17 protein-coding genes are annotated in these 20,196 nt (G+C 57.7%); 4 read left to right on the top strand and 13 right to left on the bottom strand.

The genetic code is table 11. The features are described 5' to 3' along the window. Positions 1 to 12: 12 nt before the first annotated feature. Complete coding sequence (locus COL8621_RS13015; protein ID WP_093967757.1) at positions 13 to 1,272, bottom strand: sugar ABC transporter permease; 1,260 nt, start codon at positions 1,270 to 1,272, stop codon at positions 13 to 15. A gap of 91 nt (positions 1,273 to 1,363) precedes the next feature. After that, on the bottom strand, positions 1,364 to 2,395 hold the full coding sequence (gene xylF, locus COL8621_RS13010; protein WP_093968582.1) for a D-xylose ABC transporter substrate-binding protein: 1,032 nt from the start codon (positions 2,393 to 2,395) through the stop codon (positions 1,364 to 1,366). A 246-nt stretch (positions 2,396 to 2,641) separates the two neighbouring features. On the opposite strand from xylF, the gene COL8621_RS13005 reads away from it, so the two are divergent. Together COL8621_RS13005 and COL8621_RS13000 are read left to right on the top strand one after the other, a co-directional pair. Next, positions 2,642 to 3,844 carry an ROK family transcriptional regulator gene (locus tag COL8621_RS13005; protein ID WP_093967756.1) on the top strand — a complete coding sequence of 401 codons (1,203 nt, stop codon included), beginning with the start codon at positions 2,642 to 2,644 and terminating at the stop codon, positions 3,842 to 3,844. Beyond that, on the top strand, positions 3,834 to 5,390 hold the full coding sequence (locus tag COL8621_RS13000; RefSeq protein ID WP_093967755.1) for a CRTAC1 family protein: 1,557 nt from the start codon (positions 3,834 to 3,836) through the stop codon (positions 5,388 to 5,390). The genes COL8621_RS13005 and COL8621_RS13000 overlap by 11 nt, the downstream gene beginning before the upstream one ends. Here the strand turns inward: COL8621_RS13000 and COL8621_RS12995 are convergent. From COL8621_RS12995 to xylA, 3 genes are read right to left on the bottom strand one after another with little or no spacing between them, the layout of a single operon-like run. Next, entirely contained in the window at positions 5,387 to 6,691 is a 1,305-nt protein-coding gene (locus tag COL8621_RS12995) for a cytochrome-c peroxidase (RefSeq protein WP_093967754.1), read from the bottom strand. The two genes, COL8621_RS13000 and COL8621_RS12995, sit on opposite strands and share 4 nt — an antisense overlap. Continuing rightward, positions 6,688 to 7,680 (bottom strand): aldose epimerase family protein, encoded by a 993-nt coding sequence (locus COL8621_RS12990; RefSeq protein WP_093967753.1) that lies wholly within the window; start codon positions 7,678 to 7,680, stop codon positions 6,688 to 6,690. The genes COL8621_RS12995 and COL8621_RS12990 overlap by 4 nt, the downstream gene beginning before the upstream one ends. Before the next feature lie 3 nt (positions 7,681 to 7,683). After that, complete coding sequence (gene xylA / locus COL8621_RS12985) at positions 7,684 to 8,997, bottom strand: xylose isomerase (protein ID WP_093968581.1); 1,314 nt, start codon at positions 8,995 to 8,997, stop codon at positions 7,684 to 7,686. Positions 8,998 to 9,419: 422 nt separating this feature from the next. Between xylA and COL8621_RS12980 the strand changes: the two genes are divergently transcribed. Then, complete coding sequence (locus COL8621_RS12980; protein ID WP_093967752.1) at positions 9,420 to 11,168, top strand: sugar phosphorylase; 1,749 nt, start codon at positions 9,420 to 9,422, stop codon at positions 11,166 to 11,168. A gap of 239 nt (positions 11,169 to 11,407) precedes the next feature. Beyond that, positions 11,408 to 12,832: a hypothetical protein gene (locus COL8621_RS12975; protein WP_093967751.1), complete on the top strand. Its 1,425-nt coding sequence runs from the start codon at positions 11,408 to 11,410 to the stop codon at positions 12,830 to 12,832. 98 nt (positions 12,833 to 12,930) lie between these two features. On the opposite strand, the gene COL8621_RS12970 is transcribed toward COL8621_RS12975, so the two are convergent. The 8 genes from COL8621_RS12970 to COL8621_RS12935 all read right to left on the bottom strand — a co-directional run bounded on the left by COL8621_RS12970 (position 12,931) and on the right by COL8621_RS12935 (position 20,182). Further along, positions 12,931 to 13,419 carry a cupin domain-containing protein gene (locus COL8621_RS12970; protein WP_093967750.1) on the bottom strand — a complete coding sequence of 163 codons (489 nt, stop codon included), beginning with the start codon at positions 13,417 to 13,419 and terminating at the stop codon, positions 12,931 to 12,933. Between the two features lie 21 nt (positions 13,420 to 13,440). Next, on the bottom strand, positions 13,441 to 14,661 hold the full coding sequence (locus COL8621_RS12965) for a glycosyltransferase family protein (RefSeq protein WP_093967749.1): 1,221 nt from the start codon (positions 14,659 to 14,661) through the stop codon (positions 13,441 to 13,443). 16 nt (positions 14,662 to 14,677) lie between these two features. Further along, positions 14,678 to 15,460: an HAD-IIB family hydrolase gene (locus COL8621_RS12960; RefSeq protein WP_093968580.1), complete on the bottom strand. Its 783-nt coding sequence runs from the start codon at positions 15,458 to 15,460 to the stop codon at positions 14,678 to 14,680. A 216-nt stretch (positions 15,461 to 15,676) separates the two neighbouring features. Beyond that, positions 15,677 to 16,396: an SDR family NAD(P)-dependent oxidoreductase gene (locus COL8621_RS12955; protein WP_093967748.1), complete on the bottom strand. Its 720-nt coding sequence runs from the start codon at positions 16,394 to 16,396 to the stop codon at positions 15,677 to 15,679. Continuing rightward, positions 16,393 to 16,941 carry a DUF3833 domain-containing protein gene (locus COL8621_RS12950; RefSeq protein WP_093967747.1) on the bottom strand — a complete coding sequence of 183 codons (549 nt, stop codon included), beginning with the start codon at positions 16,939 to 16,941 and terminating at the stop codon, positions 16,393 to 16,395. Before COL8621_RS12950 ends, COL8621_RS12955 begins: the two co-directional genes overlap by 4 nt. A gap of 57 nt (positions 16,942 to 16,998) precedes the next feature. Continuing rightward, a complete protein-coding gene (locus COL8621_RS12945) occupies positions 16,999 to 18,156 on the bottom strand; it encodes an SAM-dependent methyltransferase (protein ID WP_093967746.1) in 1,158 nt (385 codons plus the stop codon). Next, entirely contained in the window at positions 18,156 to 18,908 is a 753-nt protein-coding gene (locus COL8621_RS12940; RefSeq protein WP_093967745.1) for a DUF1365 domain-containing protein, read from the bottom strand. Before COL8621_RS12940 ends, COL8621_RS12945 begins: the two co-directional genes overlap by 1 nt. Continuing rightward, a complete protein-coding gene (locus COL8621_RS12935) occupies positions 18,905 to 20,182 on the bottom strand; it encodes an NAD(P)/FAD-dependent oxidoreductase (protein ID WP_093967744.1) in 1,278 nt (425 codons plus the stop codon). The genes COL8621_RS12940 and COL8621_RS12935 overlap by 4 nt, the downstream gene beginning before the upstream one ends. Between the last annotated feature and the right edge of the window lie 14 nt (positions 20,183 to 20,196).

Below are 20,196 nucleotides of genomic sequence, written 5' to 3'. Positions count from 1 at the left end.
TCCTGCTCCTCCTCAGCTGCCGGTCCGGCGGCGATAAACGATGTCGATCCAAACGGCGAAGACAAGTACGACGCCCACGACGATTGATTGCAGCGGCGCATCAACGCCAACCATGGCCATGCCCGACTGTAGCGACTGCATGATAAGCGCACCAAGTACCGCGCCATAGATCGTGCCCACACCACCCGAAAGCGCGGTGCCCCCGATAACGGCAGCGGCGATAACACGAAGTTCGTCCAGTGTACCAAGGTCGTTCGCAGCCGAACCCAGACGGGCCGAGGCGATGACTGCACCGATGGCAACAAGACCACCCATGATGGCAAAGACTTTGACGGTCAGGAACTTTGTGTCGATCCCGGACAGTTCAGCCGCGTCAGGGTTGCCGCCTGTCGCAAAGATATAGCGGCCAAGGCGGGTGCGTTGGGCGACGATGGTCATCACAACCGTAACCGCCAGCAGCACCAGAACCGAAATTGGCAAACCATAACCCATGGTCAGGCCTTCGGGCATCACTTCGCCCTTGGCTTCGAACATGCGCTCAATGCGGCGTGTCGGGACTTCGTAGGCGTTCAGGACCGCAACAAAGCTGCAGATGACGCCAACATAGATACCGGCCAGCGCGAATTCAGCCCACAGCGGTTTAACGTGGAATTCATGTGCAACCTTACGGCGGCGCGATTGGAACACCAGCGCGACGGCGGCAAGGCTTGCCAGAATACCAACGACCCAGCTCCAGAAAATACCAAGTGTACCACCGGCACCGCCCAGAACTTTGAAGGTTTCGTCCAGCGGGGCAACGGTTTGACCTTCTGTCACCCACCACGCCGCGCCGCGCCATGCCAACAGGCCGCCCAGCGTTACGATAAAGGCGGGGATCGTAAGGTAGCCAATCAGCCAGCCCTGAAACGCGCCGAAAACGGCACCCATCAACAGGCCAGCGAAAACAGTGATGACCCAGATCATCGGATGGCCATAGCCCAGAAACTCGGGCAGGATTTTCGCTTGGATCATGCCCATCGTCATACCGATGAAGCCCAACAGCGCACCGACCGACAGGTCGATATGGCGGGTAACAATCACAAAGACCATGCCAGTCGCCATCACAGCAACCGAAGCCGTTTGAACTGACAGGTTAAAAATGTTGCGGGGGGTGACGTACAAACCGCCCGTCACGGCGTGAAATACGCCCCAGATTACTGCTAGCGCGGCAATCATGCCGATCAGCCGCAGGTCGACCTCTAGTGTGGCCAGGATAGATTTCAGCTGACGCATGGAGACGCCTCTTTCTCTTCCGGAATTTTAGGGAATGGGTTTGGGGTGCCGCCGCCCCCTGGCGCATAGCGCGGGGCGGCGGCGGTATTATTTAGTCACAAACAGCTACTGCGCCTGCAGCAACACCCTGACACAGGGCGTCTTTTTCGATCCAGCCTGCGTCAACAACTGCGTTCAGGTTGTCGCGGGTCACAGGAACAGGTGCCAGGAACGTTGCGTTCATGGATGTGCCTGCTGGGCTTGTCCAAGCAACGGTGCCTTCGATGTCACCCAACGCGGTGCCACCAGCCAGTGCAACAGCGATTTCGCCAGCTGCCTTGCCCAGTTCACGTGCGTCTTTCCATACGGAAACAGTCTGCGTGCCGTTCGCAACGCGGTTCAGCGCGGCGTGGTCGCCGTCCTGACCGGAAACTGCGATACCTTCCATGCCCTGCGCGGTCAGCGCAGCAACTGCACCACCTGCGGTGCCGTCGTTGGAAGCAACAACAGCGTCAACTTTGTTGTCGTTGGCTGTCAGGATCTGTTCCATGTTACGCTGTGCGTTCGCTGGAAGCCAGCCGTCGGTGTAAGCTTCGCCAACGATGGTGATGTCACCCGCGTCGATCGCAGCTTGCAGAACTTCCTGCTGGCCGCCACGCAGGAAGTCTGCGTTCGGGTCAGTCGGAGAGCCTTTGATCATGACGTAGTTGCCAGTTGGCTGAGCAGCCAAAACAGCGCGTGCCTGCATGCGGCCAACTTCGACGTTGTCGAAAGTCAGGTAGTATGCGCGGCCATCTTCGATCAGACGGTCATAAGCAACAACTGCAATGCCTTCATCCGAAGCTGCGTCCATTGCGGGGCCAACAGCCGAAGCATCTTGCGCCAGAATGATCAGGGCGTCAGCGCCACGTGCAATCAGGCTTTCAATGTCGGACAGCTGTTTAGCCGAAGAGCTTTGAGCATCAGCCGAGATGTATTCGGCACCAGCAGCTTCCAGAGCTGCTTTGATCGCTGCTTCGTCTGTCTTCCAACGCTCTTCCTGAAAGTTGGACCAGCTTACGCCAACGACCAAATCTTCTGCAAAAGCAGCCGAAGAAATAGTTGCGCCGAGGACTGCCGCAGCAGCGGCGGTGAATTTTTTCATGGTTTCCTCCCGTTTTTTCATCCGACCTCGATAGCCACTGGGCAGATTCGAGGCGAATTACGAAAAATCCTAACACCCAATAATTTGGATGTCCAATTTAATTCAGCGAAAATTTCGAATTCTTGACGTCAAAAATAGAAAATGGCACGCGAATCGTCGTTTTTCTTGCAAGTTTGATTTTGGTCGTAAATTATTGCCCTTGCGTGGTCCTATCTATAGGGTCGCGAAAGGGAGGATGCAGTGCATATGGTGACGGACCAAAGGGACGCCGGTCGAAGACTCGTGTTTTCTACCATACGGAAGGCCGGGCGTATTGCACGAGTCGATTTGGCGCGTGAGACAGGAATCAGTCCTGCGACAGTCACGTCGATCACTGCTGAGCTTATACGCGAAGGTCTGATAGAGGAAACAGGCCCCAGTCAAGACAATGACTTGCGCCGCGGTCGCCCGCGCGTTGACCTAAAGGTACGCGGCGCGGCGCGTATTGTTGCGGGGATGAAGCTTTCGCATCAAACAATCGCGGTCGCCCTTGTCGATTTTGAGGGGACACTGGTCGGAGAGGCCTGTCTGGAGCTTGATCGCGCGCGCTTTAAGGCTGCCGAGCTTTTGCCGCTGTTTCGGCGGGCGCTTGAACATGCGGTGTCTACGGCGGGGATGACGATGGACGCTTTGGCGGGCATTGGTATCGGGATGGCCGGTACGGTCGACGCCGCCCACGGTACTGTTTACTGGTCGCCGGGCCTTTCAGAGCGGAATGTGCCGCTTCGCGAAATGCTTATGGCTGATCTGGACATGCCGGTGTTCATCGACAACGACGCCAACCTTGTCGCAATGGCCGAACAATATTTCGGTCACGGGCGCGGGGTCAGCGATTTCATCGTTCTGACGATTGAAAGCGGCGTGGGGATGGGGATCGTGGTGAATCACGAAATCTATCGCGGCGCGCGCGGCTGCGGCGCCGAGTTCGGGCACACCAAGGTTCAACTGGATGGCGCGCTGTGCCGGTGTGGGCAGCGTGGCTGCCTAGAAGCCTATGTCGCGGATTACGCGTTGCTGCGCGAGGCCGCGACAACGACGGACTTCGCCGACCGCGCCACCACCGCGCAAAAACTGCAATCCTTGGTCGAAGCCGCACAGGCGGGGGATGAAACCGCCAAGTCGATCTTTGATCGCGCCGGTCGGATGTTTGCGATGGGCCTGGCCAATATCGTCAACATTTTTGACCCAGAGCTGATCATCCTGTCGGGTGAGCGGATGCAGTTTGATTATCTTTATGCCGAGGATGTCTTGGATGGCATCCGCAAATCTATCGTGCAGATTGACATGGCGCCGCCCGAAGTTCGCATCCACAAGTGGGGCGATCTGATGTGGGCCAAGGGGGCGGCGGCCTATGCCATCGAAGGCGTGGCCGAGATTGCCCTACAGGATATCGCTGGAAATGCGGCTTAACACTTCGATCATTTTGGCGCTTATGGCCGGGGCTGCGCAAGCAGATCCCGCGTTTGTTGAGCGTGGCGCGCAGCTTGGCATCGATCATCAATATGTGGGCGGGTGGGAACACTTCGTGGGCGGCGGAATTGCCGCTTTTGACTGCGATGGGGATGCCTTGCCGGAACTTTACGCCGCAGGTGGGCAAGCGCCCGCCGCATTGTTGCGCAACAGCTCGCAGCGTGGCGGCACGCTTAGCTTTCAGCAAAACACTCCGGTGTCGCTTGCCCTGACGGGGGTGATCGGGGCCTATCCGTTGGATGTGGATAGCGATGGCTGGCAGGATTTGTTCGTGCTGCGGGTCGGTGAAAATCAGTTGTTGAAGGGCGGCCCCGATTGCAGCTTTGCCCCGTTTCCCAACGCGCTTGGCCTAAGTGGCGGTGATAAGTGGAGCACTGCGTTTTCCGCCGCATGGGAAGACGGCAATGATCTGCCCACGCTTGCCATCGGAAACTATGTTGACCGGCACAACCCCGAAGGGCCGTTTCAAACCTGCGACACCAATGAATTGCTGCGCCCCAAGGGCCGGGGATACGGCGCGCCCGTTGACCTGTCGCCGGGGTATTGCGCGCTTTCGATGTTGTTTTCGGATTGGGGCCGCACAGGGCGCGCTGATCTGAGGGTTAGCAACGATCGACACTATTACGTTAAAGGCGGGCAGGAGCAGATGTGGGCGATGCAGCCCAGCCCGCGTCTTTATGGCGAAGGCGACGGATGGCGGCGATATATGCTGTGGGGCATGGGCATCGCCAGCCGCGACATCAGCGGTGATGGCTTGCCCGAGGTCTATCTAAGCTCCATGGGCGATCAAAAGCTTCAGATGCTGGCCGATGGCGCGACTGGCCCGGATTTCCGGGATGCAACGTTCGAAAAAGGCACCACCGCGCACCGCCCGCATATGGGTGGCGATGGGCGGCCGTCGACCGGATGGCACGTTGCATTCGGCGATGTTCAGAACGATGGGCGCGACGATATTTTCATCGCTAAAGGAAATGTCGAACAGATGCCGGGCAGCGCGATGAAGGACCCCAACAACCTGTTGCTGCAACTGGATGATGGTCGGTTTGCCGAAGGTGGTGGTGATGCTGGTGTCGCCAGTATGGCGCGCAGCCGTGGCGCGGCGTTGGTGGATCTGAACCTTGATGGGCGTTTGGACCTTGCGGTGGTGAACCGCCGCGCCCCGGTAGAGGTTTATGAGAACGTGACCAGCGACGCAGGCCAGTGGCTGTTGCTGTCCTTGCGCCAACCGGCCCCCAACGTTGATGCCATCGGCGCGTGGTTAGAGGTGAAAACCGAAACCGGGGTGCAATCGCGTGAACTGACCGTTGGTGGCGGTCACGCTGGCGGCACGGCTGGGTTTCAGCATTTCGGGCTGGGCGACCAGGCAGAGGCGCAGGTTCGTGTGATTTGGCCGGGCGGTGTGGTCAGCGATTGGGCGACCGTTCAGGCGGGGCAGGTTCTGACGCTTTCGCCTGATGGGGCCAGCCTTTCGGTCACTGCGCGTTAATCCACGGGAAGCCCGCTTGGCACCGCATCTGGAACGCCAAGGCGGCCTGCCGCGCTGGATGGGTCGGTCAGTGCCTCTAGGAACGCCAGCAGGGCAGCGACTTCTGCGTCGCTTAGCTCCATCGGGGCAAGCTCGTTCGCGCGGGCGATTGCGTCCATTTCCGGCGCGTTTGACATGACGGGAAAATCCATCGCATCAGGGATTTCGGGTAAAACCGCCTGCGCAGGATCATAGGCAATTAGCGCTGCAACAGGGTCAAGGTGATGGCGCACGACCCCTTCCAACGTGGCATATGCACCATCGTGGCCGTAAGGTGCGGTTTGGGCGATGTTGCGAAGCGATGGTGTGCGGAACCGATAGGCATCCTCGGGCGCGCCGGTCACGCGCATACGGCCAGTATCGCGCGCGTGGCTTTCAAAACGCGCAGCTTTGCCGGGGCCGATCTGGGGCATGGCGATGGCGTGAAAGCCATGGTCGGTCTGGAATTGCCCAGAATGACAGGTGGCGCATTGCGCCTTGCCATAGAAAAGCTCCATCCCGTCCAGCGCGGCGCCGGTCAGCGTGGCCTCTCCGCGAATGTGTTGGTCAAACGGGCTGTTGTCAGCGCGCCATTCAAAGGCAATGAACGCGGCCATCGCGTTAGAAATGTCGGTGAAACGAATAGGCTGATCCGGCCCGATGACCTCTGCGAAGGCATCGGAGTAGTCAGGGATTGATGCGATACGGGCCGAGATTTTGTCCCACGCGCCGCCGGGTTGCGCCAAAAGCCCCTGTCGCACGGATTTAGAGATCTCGTTTTCCGAATAATGCCCGGCCATTTCATCCGCTGATAAGACAGGGAACATCGCTTGGGCGGACAGGGCGTTGTCAAAGCCGGTGACCATGTCTTCGTCCAGCGGGGTGCGGATGCCCGAGGGGCGGGTTGGGTCATCTTCCAGCCGGCCATCATGGAAGAACCGGGTGAATTCGGTTGCGCCAAGGTTAAACATGGCGGGCGCGTTGCGTGGCACCCGCTGTTCGGGCAGGTTTTCGGCGTCGATCTTACGCGCGGTGCCTAGGCCCATGCCGCCATCGCCCAAGCCCAGCGATAACCCGTCTGACGTGCCAAAGCGCGGATGGTGGCAGGTGGCGCAGCTGACCTGTTTGTTGCCCGATAGGATGGGATCGTAAAACAGCAACTGGCCAAGGCGCACCTCGGCCATGTCTTGTTCAGGAAACACTGCATTGGGCAGCGGAAGGTCGGCCGCCACAGGGCCTGCAAGCAGGGTAAGGATAGCGCCGATTTTCGCAGGCTTGGTCATTCAGGTTTTCCTTGCGCAATCTCTACGCGCAGCGTTTGGCGATAGGGCCGTTCGGGCGAATAGATGATCGGCGGAAAATCCGGGTTGTTCAAGCTGTCTGGAAAGGACTGAGGTTCAAGGCACAGGCCGTGAAAACGATCATAGGTCTGGCCATCGTGCCCGCCCGGCGTTGGGCCGGTATGCATCGCGTCATAAAGCTGAAGGCCGGGTTGATCGGACCACAGGGTAAGTTGCATGCCGTTGGGCGCTTGCACCATCGCGGTGGGTGACTTGCCGTCCAGCACTAGGTTGATGTCATACCCCAACTGTTGCGGATCGGCCTGTTCCAAGCTGCGCGGTTGGTTGAAATCAAACCGGGTCCCCGCGGCGTCTGACACTGCGCCGGTGGGGATGCCGTTGGCGTCCGATGCGGTGAACCCGTTGGCGTGAACCATGACGCGGTGATCTCGCACGGGGCCTCCGCCCGTCAGGTTGTAATAGGAATGCTGCGCCAAGTTGATGGGGGTAGGGCGGTCAGGTGATCCCTCCATCACGTATGTCAGGGTGTTGCCGGCCAGGGTGATGGTGACAGTGAAATCCACGGCGCCAGGATACCCTTCCTCCCCATGGGGGGAGTGATAGGTCAGGCGCACGGATTGCGCTGCGTCTTGATCCAACTGCCAATTCCGCGCGCCAATGCCGCGATGGCCGCCATGCAGGTGGTTGGCCCCTTCGTTCTGGCTTAGCTGAACGGTCTCTCCATCCAGTGAAAAGCGCCCCATCGCCGTGCGGTTTGCCACGCGCCCGGCGATTACGCCGAAGTAATTGGGGTTGGTCAGGTAATCGGCCGGATCAGCATAGCCCAAAACCATAGGCACCCCGCCAACGCGCCAGTCGCGCGTGATGCAGCCAAGCGAAAGGATGGAGATGCGAACATCTCCATCCTCTAACACCGCTTCGCGTACCTCATGGCCGTCGATTTGGCCAAGCTGTGGCAGGGCGCGGATCATCAATCACACAAAGCGATTGACGACGTTTTCAAGGTATTCCTGCTTACCCGAGACAGGCTCTGGGTTCACATTGGCCTTTTCGACGTAAGACACCATGTCTTCCAGCGCATAATCGCCCGCCAGAATTTTCTGGGCTTCTGCGCCGTTCCAACCGGCATAGCGGTCTTCGACGAACTGAGGCAGAGTGCCGTCTTCGATCATCGCGGCGGCGGCTTTCAGGCCGCGTGCACAGATATCCATGCCACCGATGTGGCCCAAAATCAGGTCTTCTGGGTCGATCGATTGACGGCGCAGTTTGGAATCGAAGTTCGTGCCGCCAGAGGTGAACCCGCCACCCTGTAGGATGTGGTAATAGGCAAGTGCGACTTCGGGGGCATTGTTGGGGAACTGATCCGTGTCCCACCCCGATTGATAGTCGTTCCGGTTCATGTCGATCGAACCAAGCACGCCAAGCGCATTGGCCAGCGCAAGTTCATGTTCAAAGCTGTGCCCGGCCAAGATCGCGTGGCCCTGTTCGAGGTTGAGTTTTACCTCGTTCTCCAGCCCGTGACGTTTAAGGAAGCCGTAAACCGTGGCCACGTCATAGTCATACTGGTGCTTGGTTGGTTCTTGCGGCTTTGGTTCGATCAGGATCGCACCTTTGTAGCCAATCTTGTGCTTATACTCGACCACCATGTTCAGGAACCGGCCCAGCTGTGCATCTTCGCGGCCCATGTCGGTGTTCAAAAGGGTTTCATACCCTTCGCGACCGCCCCACAGAACATAGTTTTCGCCGTTCAGGCGGTGCGTGGCATCCATGCAGGTTTTGACCGTTGCCGCGCCAAAGGCGAATACGTCTGGGTCAGGGTTCGTTGCAGCGCCCGCCATATAACGGCGGTGCGAAAACAGGTTCGCGGTGCCCCACAGCAGCTTAACGCCGGTTTCTTCCATCTTGCCGGCGAAATAGTCGGTGATTTCTTCCAGCGCCTTGGTATTTTCGGCAAAGGTTTTGCCTTCGGGGCGGACATCGGCGTCGTGGAAGCAGAAAAAGGGTGCGCCCAGCGTCGTGAACATTTCAAAGGCGACGTCGGCCTTCAGCTTGGCAAGGCCCATCTCGTCGGCGGGAAACCAAGGGCGTTCGAAGGTCTGGCCACCGAAGGGGTCGCCGCCCGGCCATACGAAGTTGTGCCAGTAACAGACGGCAAATCGCAGGTGATCTTCCATGCGTTTGCCCATGACGATTTCGTCAGGGTTATAGTGGCGGAAGGCCAGCGGGTTGCTGCTATTTTCGCCTTCGAACTTAATGGCGGGAATATCTTTGAAAAAGCCGGTGCTCATCGGAGTGCCCTTGTTGTGTTTCATGTCTGGCTGCCTGGGCGGGGATTGAACAAACACATGCAGGTTGCCTAAGGCACCTGCTGTGGCCGTTTCAAAGACTCCTCCCAAGTCTCTGGAGTAGATTTTCACTTTTAAATTTATTTGTCAAAATAAAAACGGCCCATTTTCCGGCTGGTGATCACTTTTTTTGCCAAAACCTATGAATACAGGCCTTATAAATTTATTCTGAGAAATTAATTTTCGCGCAAATGAACAGGTTTCAGCCAAATGCGCCGATCACTGCATCTTATTTATGCGTCAGGTTATTGCGGGGTGCGGATTCGCACCAGCATCGGTCGTGGCACCGGCGAAGATTGGCCGCGATCCCTTGTCAGCGCTTAGGAATTTGGCGACTGTGGCGGAAACCTACGAAGCGAAGTGCCATGACCAATACGCCGCCGACCCTTAGCGTGAAAATGGCCGATCTGATCGGCCGGATTTACCCCGATGTTGATGCGAATATCCTGACTTCGCAAATGATCGAAGCGTTTTGGCCCAACGGCACCAGCCGCCGTAAACGCGCGCGGATGCCGGGTAATCGGCTGTGGTCTTCCAAGGACGCGATGGTCATCACCTACGGAAACTCACTGGTCGATGGGCAGCACAAACCGCTGGACCTGCTGAACGATTTTCTGAACCGATATCTGAAGGGCAGCATCAATTCGGTGCATATTCTGCCGTTCTTCCCGTTCACCTCGGACGATGGGTTCGCGGTTACGGATTACCGCGCAGTGAACAGCCATCTGGGCGATTGGGCGGATATTGAACGGATTTCGGGCGAATTCAAACTGATGTCCGATCTGGTGCTGAATCATGTGTCCAGTCAGGGCACGTGGTTTAACGAATACCTTCAGGGTCACGAACCGTTTGACAAGTTCTTCTTCGAAGCCAGCCCGGCTGATGATCTGACCGATGTTGTGCGCCCGCGCACCAGCCCGTTGTTGCGCGAAGTTGAAACCGCCAACGGAAAGCGCCACGTCTGGTGCACCTTCAGCCACGATCAGGTTGATGTGGATTTCCGCAACCCCGAGGTTCTGCTGGAATTCCTGCGCATCATGCGCCTGCATATCGACCATGGCGTGCGGATCATTCGTTTGGATGCGGTTGCCTTTATCTGGAAAGAGATTGGCACTAACTGCATTCACCTGCCCCAGACCCACGCCATCGTTCAGTTGATGCGCGTGCTGTGCGACTTTGCCGTCGAACCGCTGATCCTTTTGACCGAAACCAACGTTCCCAACGTTGAAAACCTGTCGTACTTCGGCAACCGGAACGAGGCGCACGCGGTCTATAACTTCTCTCTTCCGCCGCTGTTGTTGCACGCCCTGCTAAGTGGGACTGCGGCGCATTTGAAGCGCTGGCAGGTTTCGATGCCGCCTGCGCAGCTTGGATGTGCCTATCTTAACTTCACCGCGTCGCACGATGGGATAGGGATGCGCCCGGCCGAAGGTATTCTGGACGCGGACGAAACCACTAAGGTGATCGATACGGTCAAGAACTTCGGTGGCAAGGTCTCAATGCGCGCGCTGCCCGATGGCGGAGAGGCCCCTTACGAGCTGAACATAACCTTCTTCGATGCCATGAAGGGCACGTTCGAAGGCGAAGATGAATGGCAGGTCGAACGTTTCCTTTGCTGTCAGACCATCGCCATGGCGCTAGAGGGGATACCCGCGTTTTACATCCATTCCTTGCTGGGAACGCCGAATGACCACGAGGGCGTTGAAAAGACTGGCATCAACCGCGCGATCAACCGCCACCGGTGGGATTACCCCAAGCTGCGCGAGCTGCTGTCGGACGAAAACTCGACCCATTCCAAGGTGCTGCGCGGAATGAAAGAGCGGGTCGAAATTCGGTGCCGCCAGAACGCGTTCCACCCGAACGCAACGCAATTCACCTTGCACATGGACGAACGCGTCTTCGGCATCTGGCGGCAAAGCCTAGATCGCGACCAATCGATTTTTGCCCTGCACAACGTCAGCAAAGATCACGTCGCCGTTCCGCCACTGTCGATCAACCTGATCGGCGGAGAAGACTGGGTGGACCTGTTGTCAGGGGAAAAGATTTCAGCGTCTGGCACCGACATCCCTATGGCCCCGTATCAGTGCCGGTGGATTACCAATAGGGCCGGATAGGGCCCCATAACCTTGACCTAATATGTGCTGCGCAGGCATGCCGAGCGACTGATCGCTTGTACGAGGCGTTTCTTTTGCGATGAATTCTACGATTGATTGAAATCAAGGTGCAAGAATCGCCACATGCTAAAACTTTTGATGCGATGCCGAGGCTCAGTGCATCAAGTGACATCCTCACAAGTTGTTCCCGGGCCACTGCCATTTGCTTTGTTCTGGAAGTCAAAAGGAAGGGTGTAGTCATGAAATCTCTAGAAATGACACCAAGGTTTACAAAGGTAATTGCGGTCTGTGGTGCGGCGGCACTGATGCTGAGCGTTGCTCCGATTGGGCCCGACGGATTTCTGATTTCGACCGCTCATGCACAGCAGGGTGGCAACTCGGACAGTGGCAACGCTGGCGGCGGCAACTCTGACAGTGGCGGTTCCGGTGGCGGCGGCTCAGACAGTGGCAACGCTGGAAGCGGTGGTTCAGGTAACAACAACGCAGGTGCCGGAAGCGGAAACGCCGAAGCACCAAAAGAGCCTGCGGGCCAAAGCGGCACTCAGGCACCGAATGAAAACAATGCGGGTTCCGGGTCGGGCAGCGCGAATACAGCCGGTGGTTCTGGGACACAGAGCACCGGAGAGAGCGGCGGTGCCGCACCTGCGGCAGGTGGCCAGCAGGCTGAAAGCGCCGGTGGCGAACCACGCGGTCAAGGTGGGGAAAAAACGCTTTCCGAAGTTTTCCTTAGCCTGACAGGCGAAGATGACGACTCTGACCGGCCAGATTGGGCGGGTGAGCCCGGCGGTAAAGACGGTGCTGGCGGTGGCCAACCTGACGGTTCCGGCACGACAAAAGGCGATCTTTTCGGCGACCTTTGGGTTATCGCCCGTGACGCGGACGGTATTCCAATTCTGACGGACGAAGGTTGGGTGCAGCCACTGGATGCAGATGGCAACTTGATCGCGTTGGATGAAGAAGGTCACCCAATCGACGAGTCGCTGACCATAGAGGTGGAACTTGGCCGCCTGAACGTTGGCCGTGCTCCGGTGCAGGTTCTGGAAAAACGCGCCGACGAAGTGATTGCGTTGATGGAAGCGGCGACAGAAGTAACAACAGACGCTGCTGGCCGGTTGGTTTTCACTGTTGATGGCGTGGAAAGAACCATCGACTCCCCGCTTGAGAACTTGGCGATTTACACATCGCTTGTCACAACGGGCACGATCCCGGGTGTTACCGACCTTCCTGGAACTGAGTTCGACTTCATGGTCGACGGCAAGTTTACGGCCGAAGATCTGGTTGCCTCTGCGTCGTTCCTTGCGGCCGCAACGGACAAGACGGGCGTGTTTAGCGCGGATGAAATCGCCTATATCAACGCGTTCCTTGATGTGAACACCGTGACGGTCGGGTCGGTGACGTATTCCGAAATCGACTATTCCGATTTCACCTACAGCCGCGCGGCGACCTATGACGGTCTTTCGATCGAGGTGTTGGTCGAACAGGAAGACGGGTCTTGGGTTCCAACGGTCATCGACGTGTATGATGTCGTCTTTGGCGGTGAAGCAGCGGATGATGGTGGCTCTCTGGCGGCCTATACGCTTGCTGCTGATGACGCGCGGACCATTGTGAATTTCATGCACGAATATGAAATCCCTGCGAGCGACCTGTCGCAGGTGACACACTAAAAAGTCCAAGGTGGGGCCCAGCGGGCCCTGCCTTTCGTTCTAGTTCAATCTAAACGCCGCTTTCCAAAAGTCTGGAAGGCGGCTGTTCCATTTTAGGACTACTTCGTTTTCGCGCCGGCATTCGGGTTCACAATTGTATCGTGGTCGACCAAGTCCCACGGCAAGCCTGCATTGCGAAAGATGCGTTTTTGCTGGCGGGGGTAATCGCCCACGTCATGCGGCAACCGCTGACCCACCACCAAACAGCGCAGGGTTTCCGTGCCGGTGTTGTGGATCGTGTGCGCCAGACCGCCCTTGCGGTAGCCGATGAAATCCCCGGCCTTCACCGAAAAGCTTTCGTTGCCAATTTCGGCGGTGGCAGTGCCTGACAGGATATAGACGCACTCGTCCTCGTGGTGGTGAACGTGGAATTCGGTGGTTTCGTGCCCCGGCGCGACCTCGATTATATGCACGCCGATGCCAGTCAGCCCGGTCAGGTCGCCCAAAGATTTGTTCACGCGCACCGCGTTGGGATTCAGGAAATGGGTTTTGTTCAGCCCTTCGGCCTGCTCAATCTCTTCGTGGGTCAGAATGTACTTGTCACCCATTTGCTCCTCCGCAGGTTGGGGTTAGGCGTAGTCGTCGTAATCATCGGCGACGGCCTTCAGCATATCATCCATCAGGCTGGGATCAGCGGCGTGAACGCGGTTCCATGTGGGAATGAACGGGCTGTCGGCTGGGTTTTCAAGGAAGATGTGCCCGGCGGTCATTATGTTGGCCGCGAACAGTTCGATCATCTTTTCCTCTTTATGACGGTCGATTTCCAAGCCGTTCATCTTTGCGTCAGAGTTATAGGATTCCAGCAAATCCAGTGCCGTGCGGTAATAGGTGGCTTTCAGGGTCCGAAAAATCTCTTCTGAAAAGACGGTGCCGTCGGCGGCGAGTTTACGGAATAGGGCCTTGGAAATGTCGATCGACATGCGCGACAGGCCGGTTTGGGAATCCTCTTCCGATACGGGCTGGTGCTTGTGGTCATAGTTGTCGGCAATTTCGACCTGACACACAGATTTCGGGGCAAGGTTGCGCCATGCTTCGGACAGTACGCCCACCTCTAGGCCCCAGTCGGACGGGATGCGCAGGTCGGGTACGGTGGCGATACGCAGGGCGAATTCGCCCGACAGCGGATAGCGAAAGCTGCGCAGAAAATCGAGATAGTCGCGGTCCCCGATCACCTTTTTCATAGCGATCAAAAGCGGGCTGACCAGTAACCGGCTGACCCGACCGTTCAACTTGCCGCCACCGACGCGGGGGTAATACCCCTTTGCGATCTGATAGGGGAAATTCGGGTTCGCCAGCGGATAGACCAGACGCGCCAGCATTTCGGCCTTGTAGGTGGTGATGTCACAGTCATGCAGGGCCACAACCGCGCTGTCCTTGCAGGCCAAAGTATAGCCCATGCAGAACCACACATTGCGCCCCTTGCCGGGTTCGCCGGGGTTCAGGCCAAAATCTTCTAGCCGTTGATGGATGGCTTTCATCCGCGGGCTGTCGTTCCAAATGACAACGTGTTCTTGCGGTAGCCGCGAAAAGAACTTCTTGGCGTGGCGGTATTGGTTTTCGTCGGCGCGGTCCAAGCCAATAACGATGCGATGAAGGAACGGGACCGATGAAAGCTCGTTCAAAATGTTGGGCAACGCGTCGCCTTCCAGCTCTGAAAACAGAGAGGGCAGGATCAGGCTGATCTTGCGGCTTTGGGCGAATGTCGAAAGTTCGTGAACCAGGGCCTCGGGCGATCTGGTCCGAAGATTGTGGAGGGTTGCAACGTTTCCGTTCTGATGAAAGTCGGCCAAGCTGTGCTCTCCTGCGTTATTGGAATTCGTGTTCGGCGATTGCGGTAAGGACTGCTGAGTTCCAGCCTGTGGGGCCGGGGGCAGTTGTGCGGCGGATGCGGCCCTGTCCCTCTCCCGTTAACGGGGGAAGCGGCGCGCGGTGCGGGTTTGCAACAACGATGCCCAGATCGGCTGTTTCTAACATTTCGATGTCGTTCGGGGCATCGCCAAGGGCGATTGAGAAAGGCGTGCCAAAGCGGGCCATAACCGCCGCCATCTGCCCGGCTTTGGTTCCGCCAAACGACAGGGTCAGAAACCGGCCACCTTCGCGGGCGTGAATGCCCATCGCCCCCAGCGCGTCGATGAATTCTTGGCGCTGTGCGGGTGGGCCGACCCATAGGCCGGGTTCTGAATATTGGCGCTGGGCAGCTTGTTTGGCTGTGGCGGGGGGCAGGCCGGTTTCGCGGGCGATGCCAGCTGGGCCCCAATCGGCGAACCCTTGAAACCCTTTGCGAAGCGTGGCCGGTAAATCACCAAGCGCGGCGCGCAGGCGGGTGTAATCATCGCTTGCGTCTGATGTGTCTTGCGCAGGCTCAAGCAAACCGGAGCCGTTTTCGACGATTGCCGGAACGTTGGAAAAGCCAAGCTGGGCACGAAGAGGTGCGATCTCTGCTGCGGTTTTGGAACTGGCAAGCACCAGCGGAATGCCCGCTTTGCGCAGGCGATCTAGGGCTTGGAACGCATCAGCGTAGGAGTAGGTGTCATGATCCAGCAACGTGCCGTCGAGATCGGAAAATACGATCAGGTCGGTGCGGGTCATATGCGGCGCTTCTCCCTCTGGTGTGTTGGTAACCTGCCATGAATTGTTCGGTGTTGCACTGGATTGTGCCAAGACCATCAACTGGGGCGCGATCATTTGCTGAACGCCTAAAAAATGACCTTGGTTCCGATAAAATTAGGCAACTGGCGAAAATTGATGCGCTGTTGCGGCATTAATAAGCGGTTTTGGCGGCGCAAGGCGAAGGCAGTGGTCTGCCTAGAACAAGCGATAAAATAGCCATGCGGGCAGAAAGCGGCCCCATGTGAACAGCCATGCAAATGGCCGCGGAAAGGCCGTGTGCAACCGTTTGCTTTTCATCGCGCGCAAGACGTTGGCGGCGGCGCGTTCGGGGCTCATCAATTGCGGCATGGCGAAATCGTTCTTGTCGGTCAGCCTTGTCTTGATAAAGCCGGGGCTGGCGATGGTGATGTTCACGCCCTTTGTGCGCAAGTCGGCATAAAGGTTTTCCCCCAGATGCATCAGCGCGGCTTTTGATGCGGAATAACCTACGGCGTCGGGCAGCCCGCGATACCCCGAAAGCGATCCGATAAGGACGATGTGCCCGGTCCCACGTTTGGCAAATTGCGGTGCGATATGGGCCAACACCCGCGTGGCACCGATGAAATTGGTTTCGCACATCATGGCGGCTTTGTCGGGGTTCCAGTCGGCGGCGTTCATCGGGTCATACGTGCCGGTGCAATAAATCAAACCGTCGCAGTCGGCGGCGTTTGCGGCGGCGTCCACAGAGTGTTGGTCGGTCACATCCATTGGCAAAACCTGCGCACCGCTCAGTTCGTCGGCCAAGGTTTCAAGCCGCTTTTCGGTGCGCGCCGACAGGATCAGCCGCGCGCCTTCTTTGTGCAAGGCAATCGCCAGCGCGCGGCCCAGACCTTCGCTGGCACCGATGATCCAATAGGTTTTCCCGTCGAACGTCATGCGTGGGCGGGGCGCATGGTTGCGATCAGTTCAGCGACCTTTATGCCGAACTTCCGCATTTCGGATTTGTTCATGATGCTGCCGTCTTCCATCAGGTAAAGCCAATCGACGACATTCAAAACATGCCCACCAGCGTCTTGATCCAGCTTCAGCCGATAGGTCATGCGAACTGTCGCGCCCGCGTGCTGTCCATGCGCGATACCGATGACGTCATCCGCCGTGGCGGTAAATGCGCCAGCTTCGCCCATGGTAATGCGCCACTGCCGGTTTTGCTGCCCGCCCGTCGCATATCGAAAGTTTTCGCTAAGCGTGCCTGTATCGCCGTTCCAGTCGCCATTCATGTCTGCAATAAAACGCCCCGCAACACGCCCGGTGGGGCCGAAAATCACGCCTTCGGATTTAAGCGGGCCAGCCAGATGGGTCCGAATGTCAAACCCGGGCGCGGTGCCAGAATAGTCCTGCGGGGTTTGCGCAGAAAAGCTAAGCCATTTCATCTGCGCCAGATAAAGCAGAAGGGCGACGCAGATTGCGATCAGAAGGGTCATGATCGGGTGTCCAAGAAAAGGGTGGCAAAAGCCAGTTGGCGGCGAAGGGCGGGGGCGTTACGCATGGACCAGCTCCACCTGCACAACATCGGTTTGGGCCGTGGCGAAAGAGGCCGCGCAAATACCCAGATAGAAGCGCCAGTTTCGCAAAAAGTTTTCGCCATATCCAAGGCGCTCTATCCTGTGGGCTTCGTGGTTCAGGGCGACTTTCCATTCACGCAACGTGCGGGCGTAATCCTGACCAAAGGCGAAGTTGTCGCGCACGGCCAGCCCCGCCTTTCGGGCCTGTTCGGCAATGACGCTGTCGCTGAGTAGCATGCCGCCGGGGAAGGTATAGTGGCGGATGTAGTCAGAGTTTTCCCTGTAGGTGCTGAAATAGTCGTCGGGAACTGTGATGGCTTGCACCACGGCGCGGCCGCCTTCTGACAGGCGCTGTTTCAGGGTGTGGAAATACGTCGGCCAATAGGGTTCGCCGACGGCCTCGATCATTTCGATCGAGACGATGCTATCAAACGTGCCATCGGCATTACGGTAATCTTGAAGCCGAATATCGGCGCGTCCATCCAGCCTTGCGTCGGCATACCCTTTCTGGCTGGGAGAGATCGTGAGCCCGGTCACATGCTGCCCCCGGTCTGCCGCGCGTTCGGCAAAGCCGCCCCAGCCGCACCCGATTTCCAAGATGCGTTCGCCATCGCCCAGCCGGTTCAGGATGCGGTCGTATTTGCGGGCCTGAGCACGCTCTAGGTCGGAATCATCGGGGGTATAAAGCCCGGAGGAATATGTCATCGAAGGGTCAAGCCACAGCTGATAAAACTCGTTCCCGACGTCGTAATGGGCGCGAATGTTGCGTGCCGCCCCGCGTTTGGAATTTGCGCGGACAAGGCGATCGACGGCGCGAAATTTTAGCGTACTCCAGAAGCCAGCGTAGGCATAGTCGGCGAAGTGGTCGAGGTTCAGCAGGGCAATGGTCGAAAGGGCCTCGACCGACGGGGTGTCCCACAAACCGGCGACGTATGTTTCGCCCAGCCCGATGTCGCCGCGCGCAGCAAGGGCGGTCACCACGGACCAATCGTGAATTTCCATAACCGCCTCAGGCGCACCTTGCCCAAAGTCGTGAATCTCACCTTCGGGGGTATGCAGCCTTAGGCTGCCTTTGCGGATACCCTGACAGGTTTCAAGGAAATCGGATTTCACGCGGTTGGTAATGAATTGCATCAGGAAACCTCCTTTTGGGGCGGCGTTGGGCGCGTTCTGTACTGCGCGCCTTTAAATTTAAGCTTCATCGCCTGCCAATAGATCAGCGCGATTGTTCGCAACGCGCCGCAGGGCCGCCGCACCGCCGCCGATAAGATAGAGCGGTTCGTTAGCGGCATACGCGCACCAGCCAACGTAGCGGTCAGCCCGTCGGGCCCGTTGCGGTGTATGATGCGTATTGTAAGGCGTTCAGGCGAAATGGCGAAATTGAAACTGTAGTCGCCCTCGACCTGTTGGTAGGGCGACACGTGCATCACCTTTTGGGATATCAGCTGATCGGACGGGGCTATGGGGGCAAAGCCGGGCAGGTGGCATAGATAGCTGTGCCTGTCGCCAAAGGTATTGTTCACCTCGGCAATTACAGCGCAAAGATCGGCGCCATCCATCGCCAACCAAAAGCTGACGGGATTAAAGACATAGCCCAGAAACCGCGGCTGGGTCAGCAGCAGCAGTTTGACGCGCGACACATCCATACCATGGGCGGAAAGAACCTCGTTTGCCCAAACCGCCCCACGGCCCTGTTTCGGCAGGCCGCCATGGTTGAGGTCATGGACAGAGGCAAGATTGAACCCATTGCGCGAAAACAATGCAGGCCTGGCGCGGTCATCGGGATCGATCAGCACATAATCGACGTTATAGCGAAACGCGTTTTGGATTTCGCCGTGCCGCGAATGGAGCGTGTATCCGGCGATATGTTCGGCAGGATGGGTCATGCGAATTGTTGATCCATCTGCCGGGCGATCCGAACGGCGCTGGCGAAACCATCTTCGTGGAAACCATGGCGGGTATAGGCCCCGGCGAACCAAGTGTTGTTTTGACCCTGCAGGTCTTTCAAAACGGTTTGCGCCTTAAGGGCGGCAATATCGAACACCGGATGGCGGAACGTTTTTTGATCATAGATCAGCGTGTCGGGGATCGGCTGCGATGGGTTCAAGGTCACGAAAAGCGGGTCGTCCTGCGGGATGTTTTGCAGTTTGTTCATCCAATAGGTAACGCCAACGCCGGAATTGGGGCGGTCATGTTCGGCCTTGTAAACCCAGCTTGACCAACAGGCCTTGCGGCGGGGCATTTGCGCAGCATCGCGATGAAGGAACATCGCGTTGTCCTGATACCGAATTGCAGAAAGCGCGGCTGTTTCGTCTTTCGTGGGTTGGGCCAAGAGGCGTAGCGCATCATCGGAATGGCATGCAAATACGACCTGATCAAAGGTTTCGCTGCGCCCGTCGCAATGCACGTTGTTTTCGACGCCGTTACGGGTAACCGACGCAACGCTTGCGCCTTTGAAAATACGAACGCCCCGCGTGATCAGATGCGCCTGCAACCGCTTTACATATTCAACACTGCCGCCCGATACGGTCCACCACTGGTGCTGTCCTGTATGGCTAAGCAGGGCGTGGTTTCTGAAAAACTGAATAAGGGATCGCGCGGGGAACGATGAAACCTCTTGCGTTGGGGTAGACCAGATCGCGCCACAGATCGGCATCAGATAATATCGCTGAAACCAGCTTCCCAGTTGCAGGCTTTCAACCAACTCACCAATTGTCAGGTCGTCATTCTTTGCCGCCGCCTCAGCTTGCGAGTTAAAGCGAAGGATGTCGCGCACCATCCGTAAGAACGAGGGGCGCGCCAGATTGCTTTTCTGTCCGATCAGCGCGCGAAAGTCTTTGAGGCCGTATTCAACCGCGCCATTGTCGATCGTGGCGCCGAAGCTCATGTCGCTTTTTTCCACCGGCACGTCCAAGTCACTGAACATCCGGGTTAGGTGCGGATAATTGGCATAGTTAAAGACGATGAACCCGGTATCGACCGGTTGATCGCCATTACGCCCAGCGACCACAGTGCGGGCGTGCCCACCAAGCTGTTTCGCGGATTCATAAAGGGTAACTGTGTGCTGTGGGGCCAGAAGATAGGCTGCCGCCATACCTGAAATGCCGCCGCCGATGATTGCAATGCGTTGCGGGCGGGCCGGGATGGCGTCGAATGACATGATCTCTCCTTTTG

The organism is Actibacterium lipolyticum, assembly GCF_900184935.1.
Lineage (GTDB): Bacteria > Pseudomonadota > Alphaproteobacteria > Rhodobacterales > Rhodobacteraceae > Actibacterium_A > Actibacterium_A lipolyticum.
The sequence above is the reverse complement of the archived record's forward strand: the minus strand, read 5'-3'. Positions and strand labels throughout refer to the sequence as shown.

Bases quoted from the DNA above. Each gene is read 5' to 3' on its own strand.
- COL8621_RS12935 (WP_093967744.1), bottom strand. From the start codon at position 20,182: ATGTCATTCGACGCCATCCCGGCCCGCCCGCAACGCATTGCAATCATC.
- COL8621_RS12960 (WP_093968580.1), bottom strand. From the start codon at position 15,460: ATGACCCGCACCGACCTGATCGTATTTTCCGATCTCGACGGCACGTTG.
- COL8621_RS12940 (WP_093967745.1), bottom strand. From the start codon at position 18,908: ATGACCCATCCTGCCGAACATATCGCCGGATACACGCTCCATTCGCGG.
- xylA (WP_093968581.1), bottom strand. From the start codon at position 8,997: ATGAGCACCGGCTTTTTCAAAGATATTCCCGCCATTAAGTTCGAAGGC.
- COL8621_RS12975 (WP_093967751.1), top strand. From the start codon at position 11,408: ATGAAATCTCTAGAAATGACACCAAGGTTTACAAAGGTAATTGCGGTC.
- COL8621_RS12950 (WP_093967747.1), bottom strand. From the start codon at position 16,941: ATGACCCTTCTGATCGCAATCTGCGTCGCCCTTCTGCTTTATCTGGCG.
- COL8621_RS12995 (WP_093967754.1), bottom strand. From the start codon at position 6,691: ATGACCAAGCCTGCGAAAATCGGCGCTATCCTTACCCTGCTTGCAGGC.
- COL8621_RS12970 (WP_093967750.1), bottom strand. From the start codon at position 13,419: ATGGGTGACAAGTACATTCTGACCCACGAAGAGATTGAGCAGGCCGAA.
- COL8621_RS12990 (WP_093967753.1), bottom strand. From the start codon at position 7,680: ATGATCCGCGCCCTGCCACAGCTTGGCCAAATCGACGGCCATGAGGTA.
- COL8621_RS13015 (WP_093967757.1), bottom strand. From the start codon at position 1,272: ATGCGTCAGCTGAAATCTATCCTGGCCACACTAGAGGTCGACCTGCGG.
- COL8621_RS12980 (WP_093967752.1), top strand. From the start codon at position 9,420: ATGACCAATACGCCGCCGACCCTTAGCGTGAAAATGGCCGATCTGATC.
- COL8621_RS13000 (WP_093967755.1), top strand. From the start codon at position 3,834: ATGCGGCTTAACACTTCGATCATTTTGGCGCTTATGGCCGGGGCTGCG.
- xylF (WP_093968582.1), bottom strand. From the start codon at position 2,395: ATGAAAAAATTCACCGCCGCTGCTGCGGCAGTCCTCGGCGCAACTATT.
- COL8621_RS12945 (WP_093967746.1), bottom strand. From the start codon at position 18,156: ATGCAATTCATTACCAACCGCGTGAAATCCGATTTCCTTGAAACCTGT.
- COL8621_RS12955 (WP_093967748.1), bottom strand. From the start codon at position 16,396: ATGACGTTCGACGGGAAAACCTATTGGATCATCGGTGCCAGCGAAGGT.
- COL8621_RS13005 (WP_093967756.1), top strand. From the start codon at position 2,642: ATGGTGACGGACCAAAGGGACGCCGGTCGAAGACTCGTGTTTTCTACC.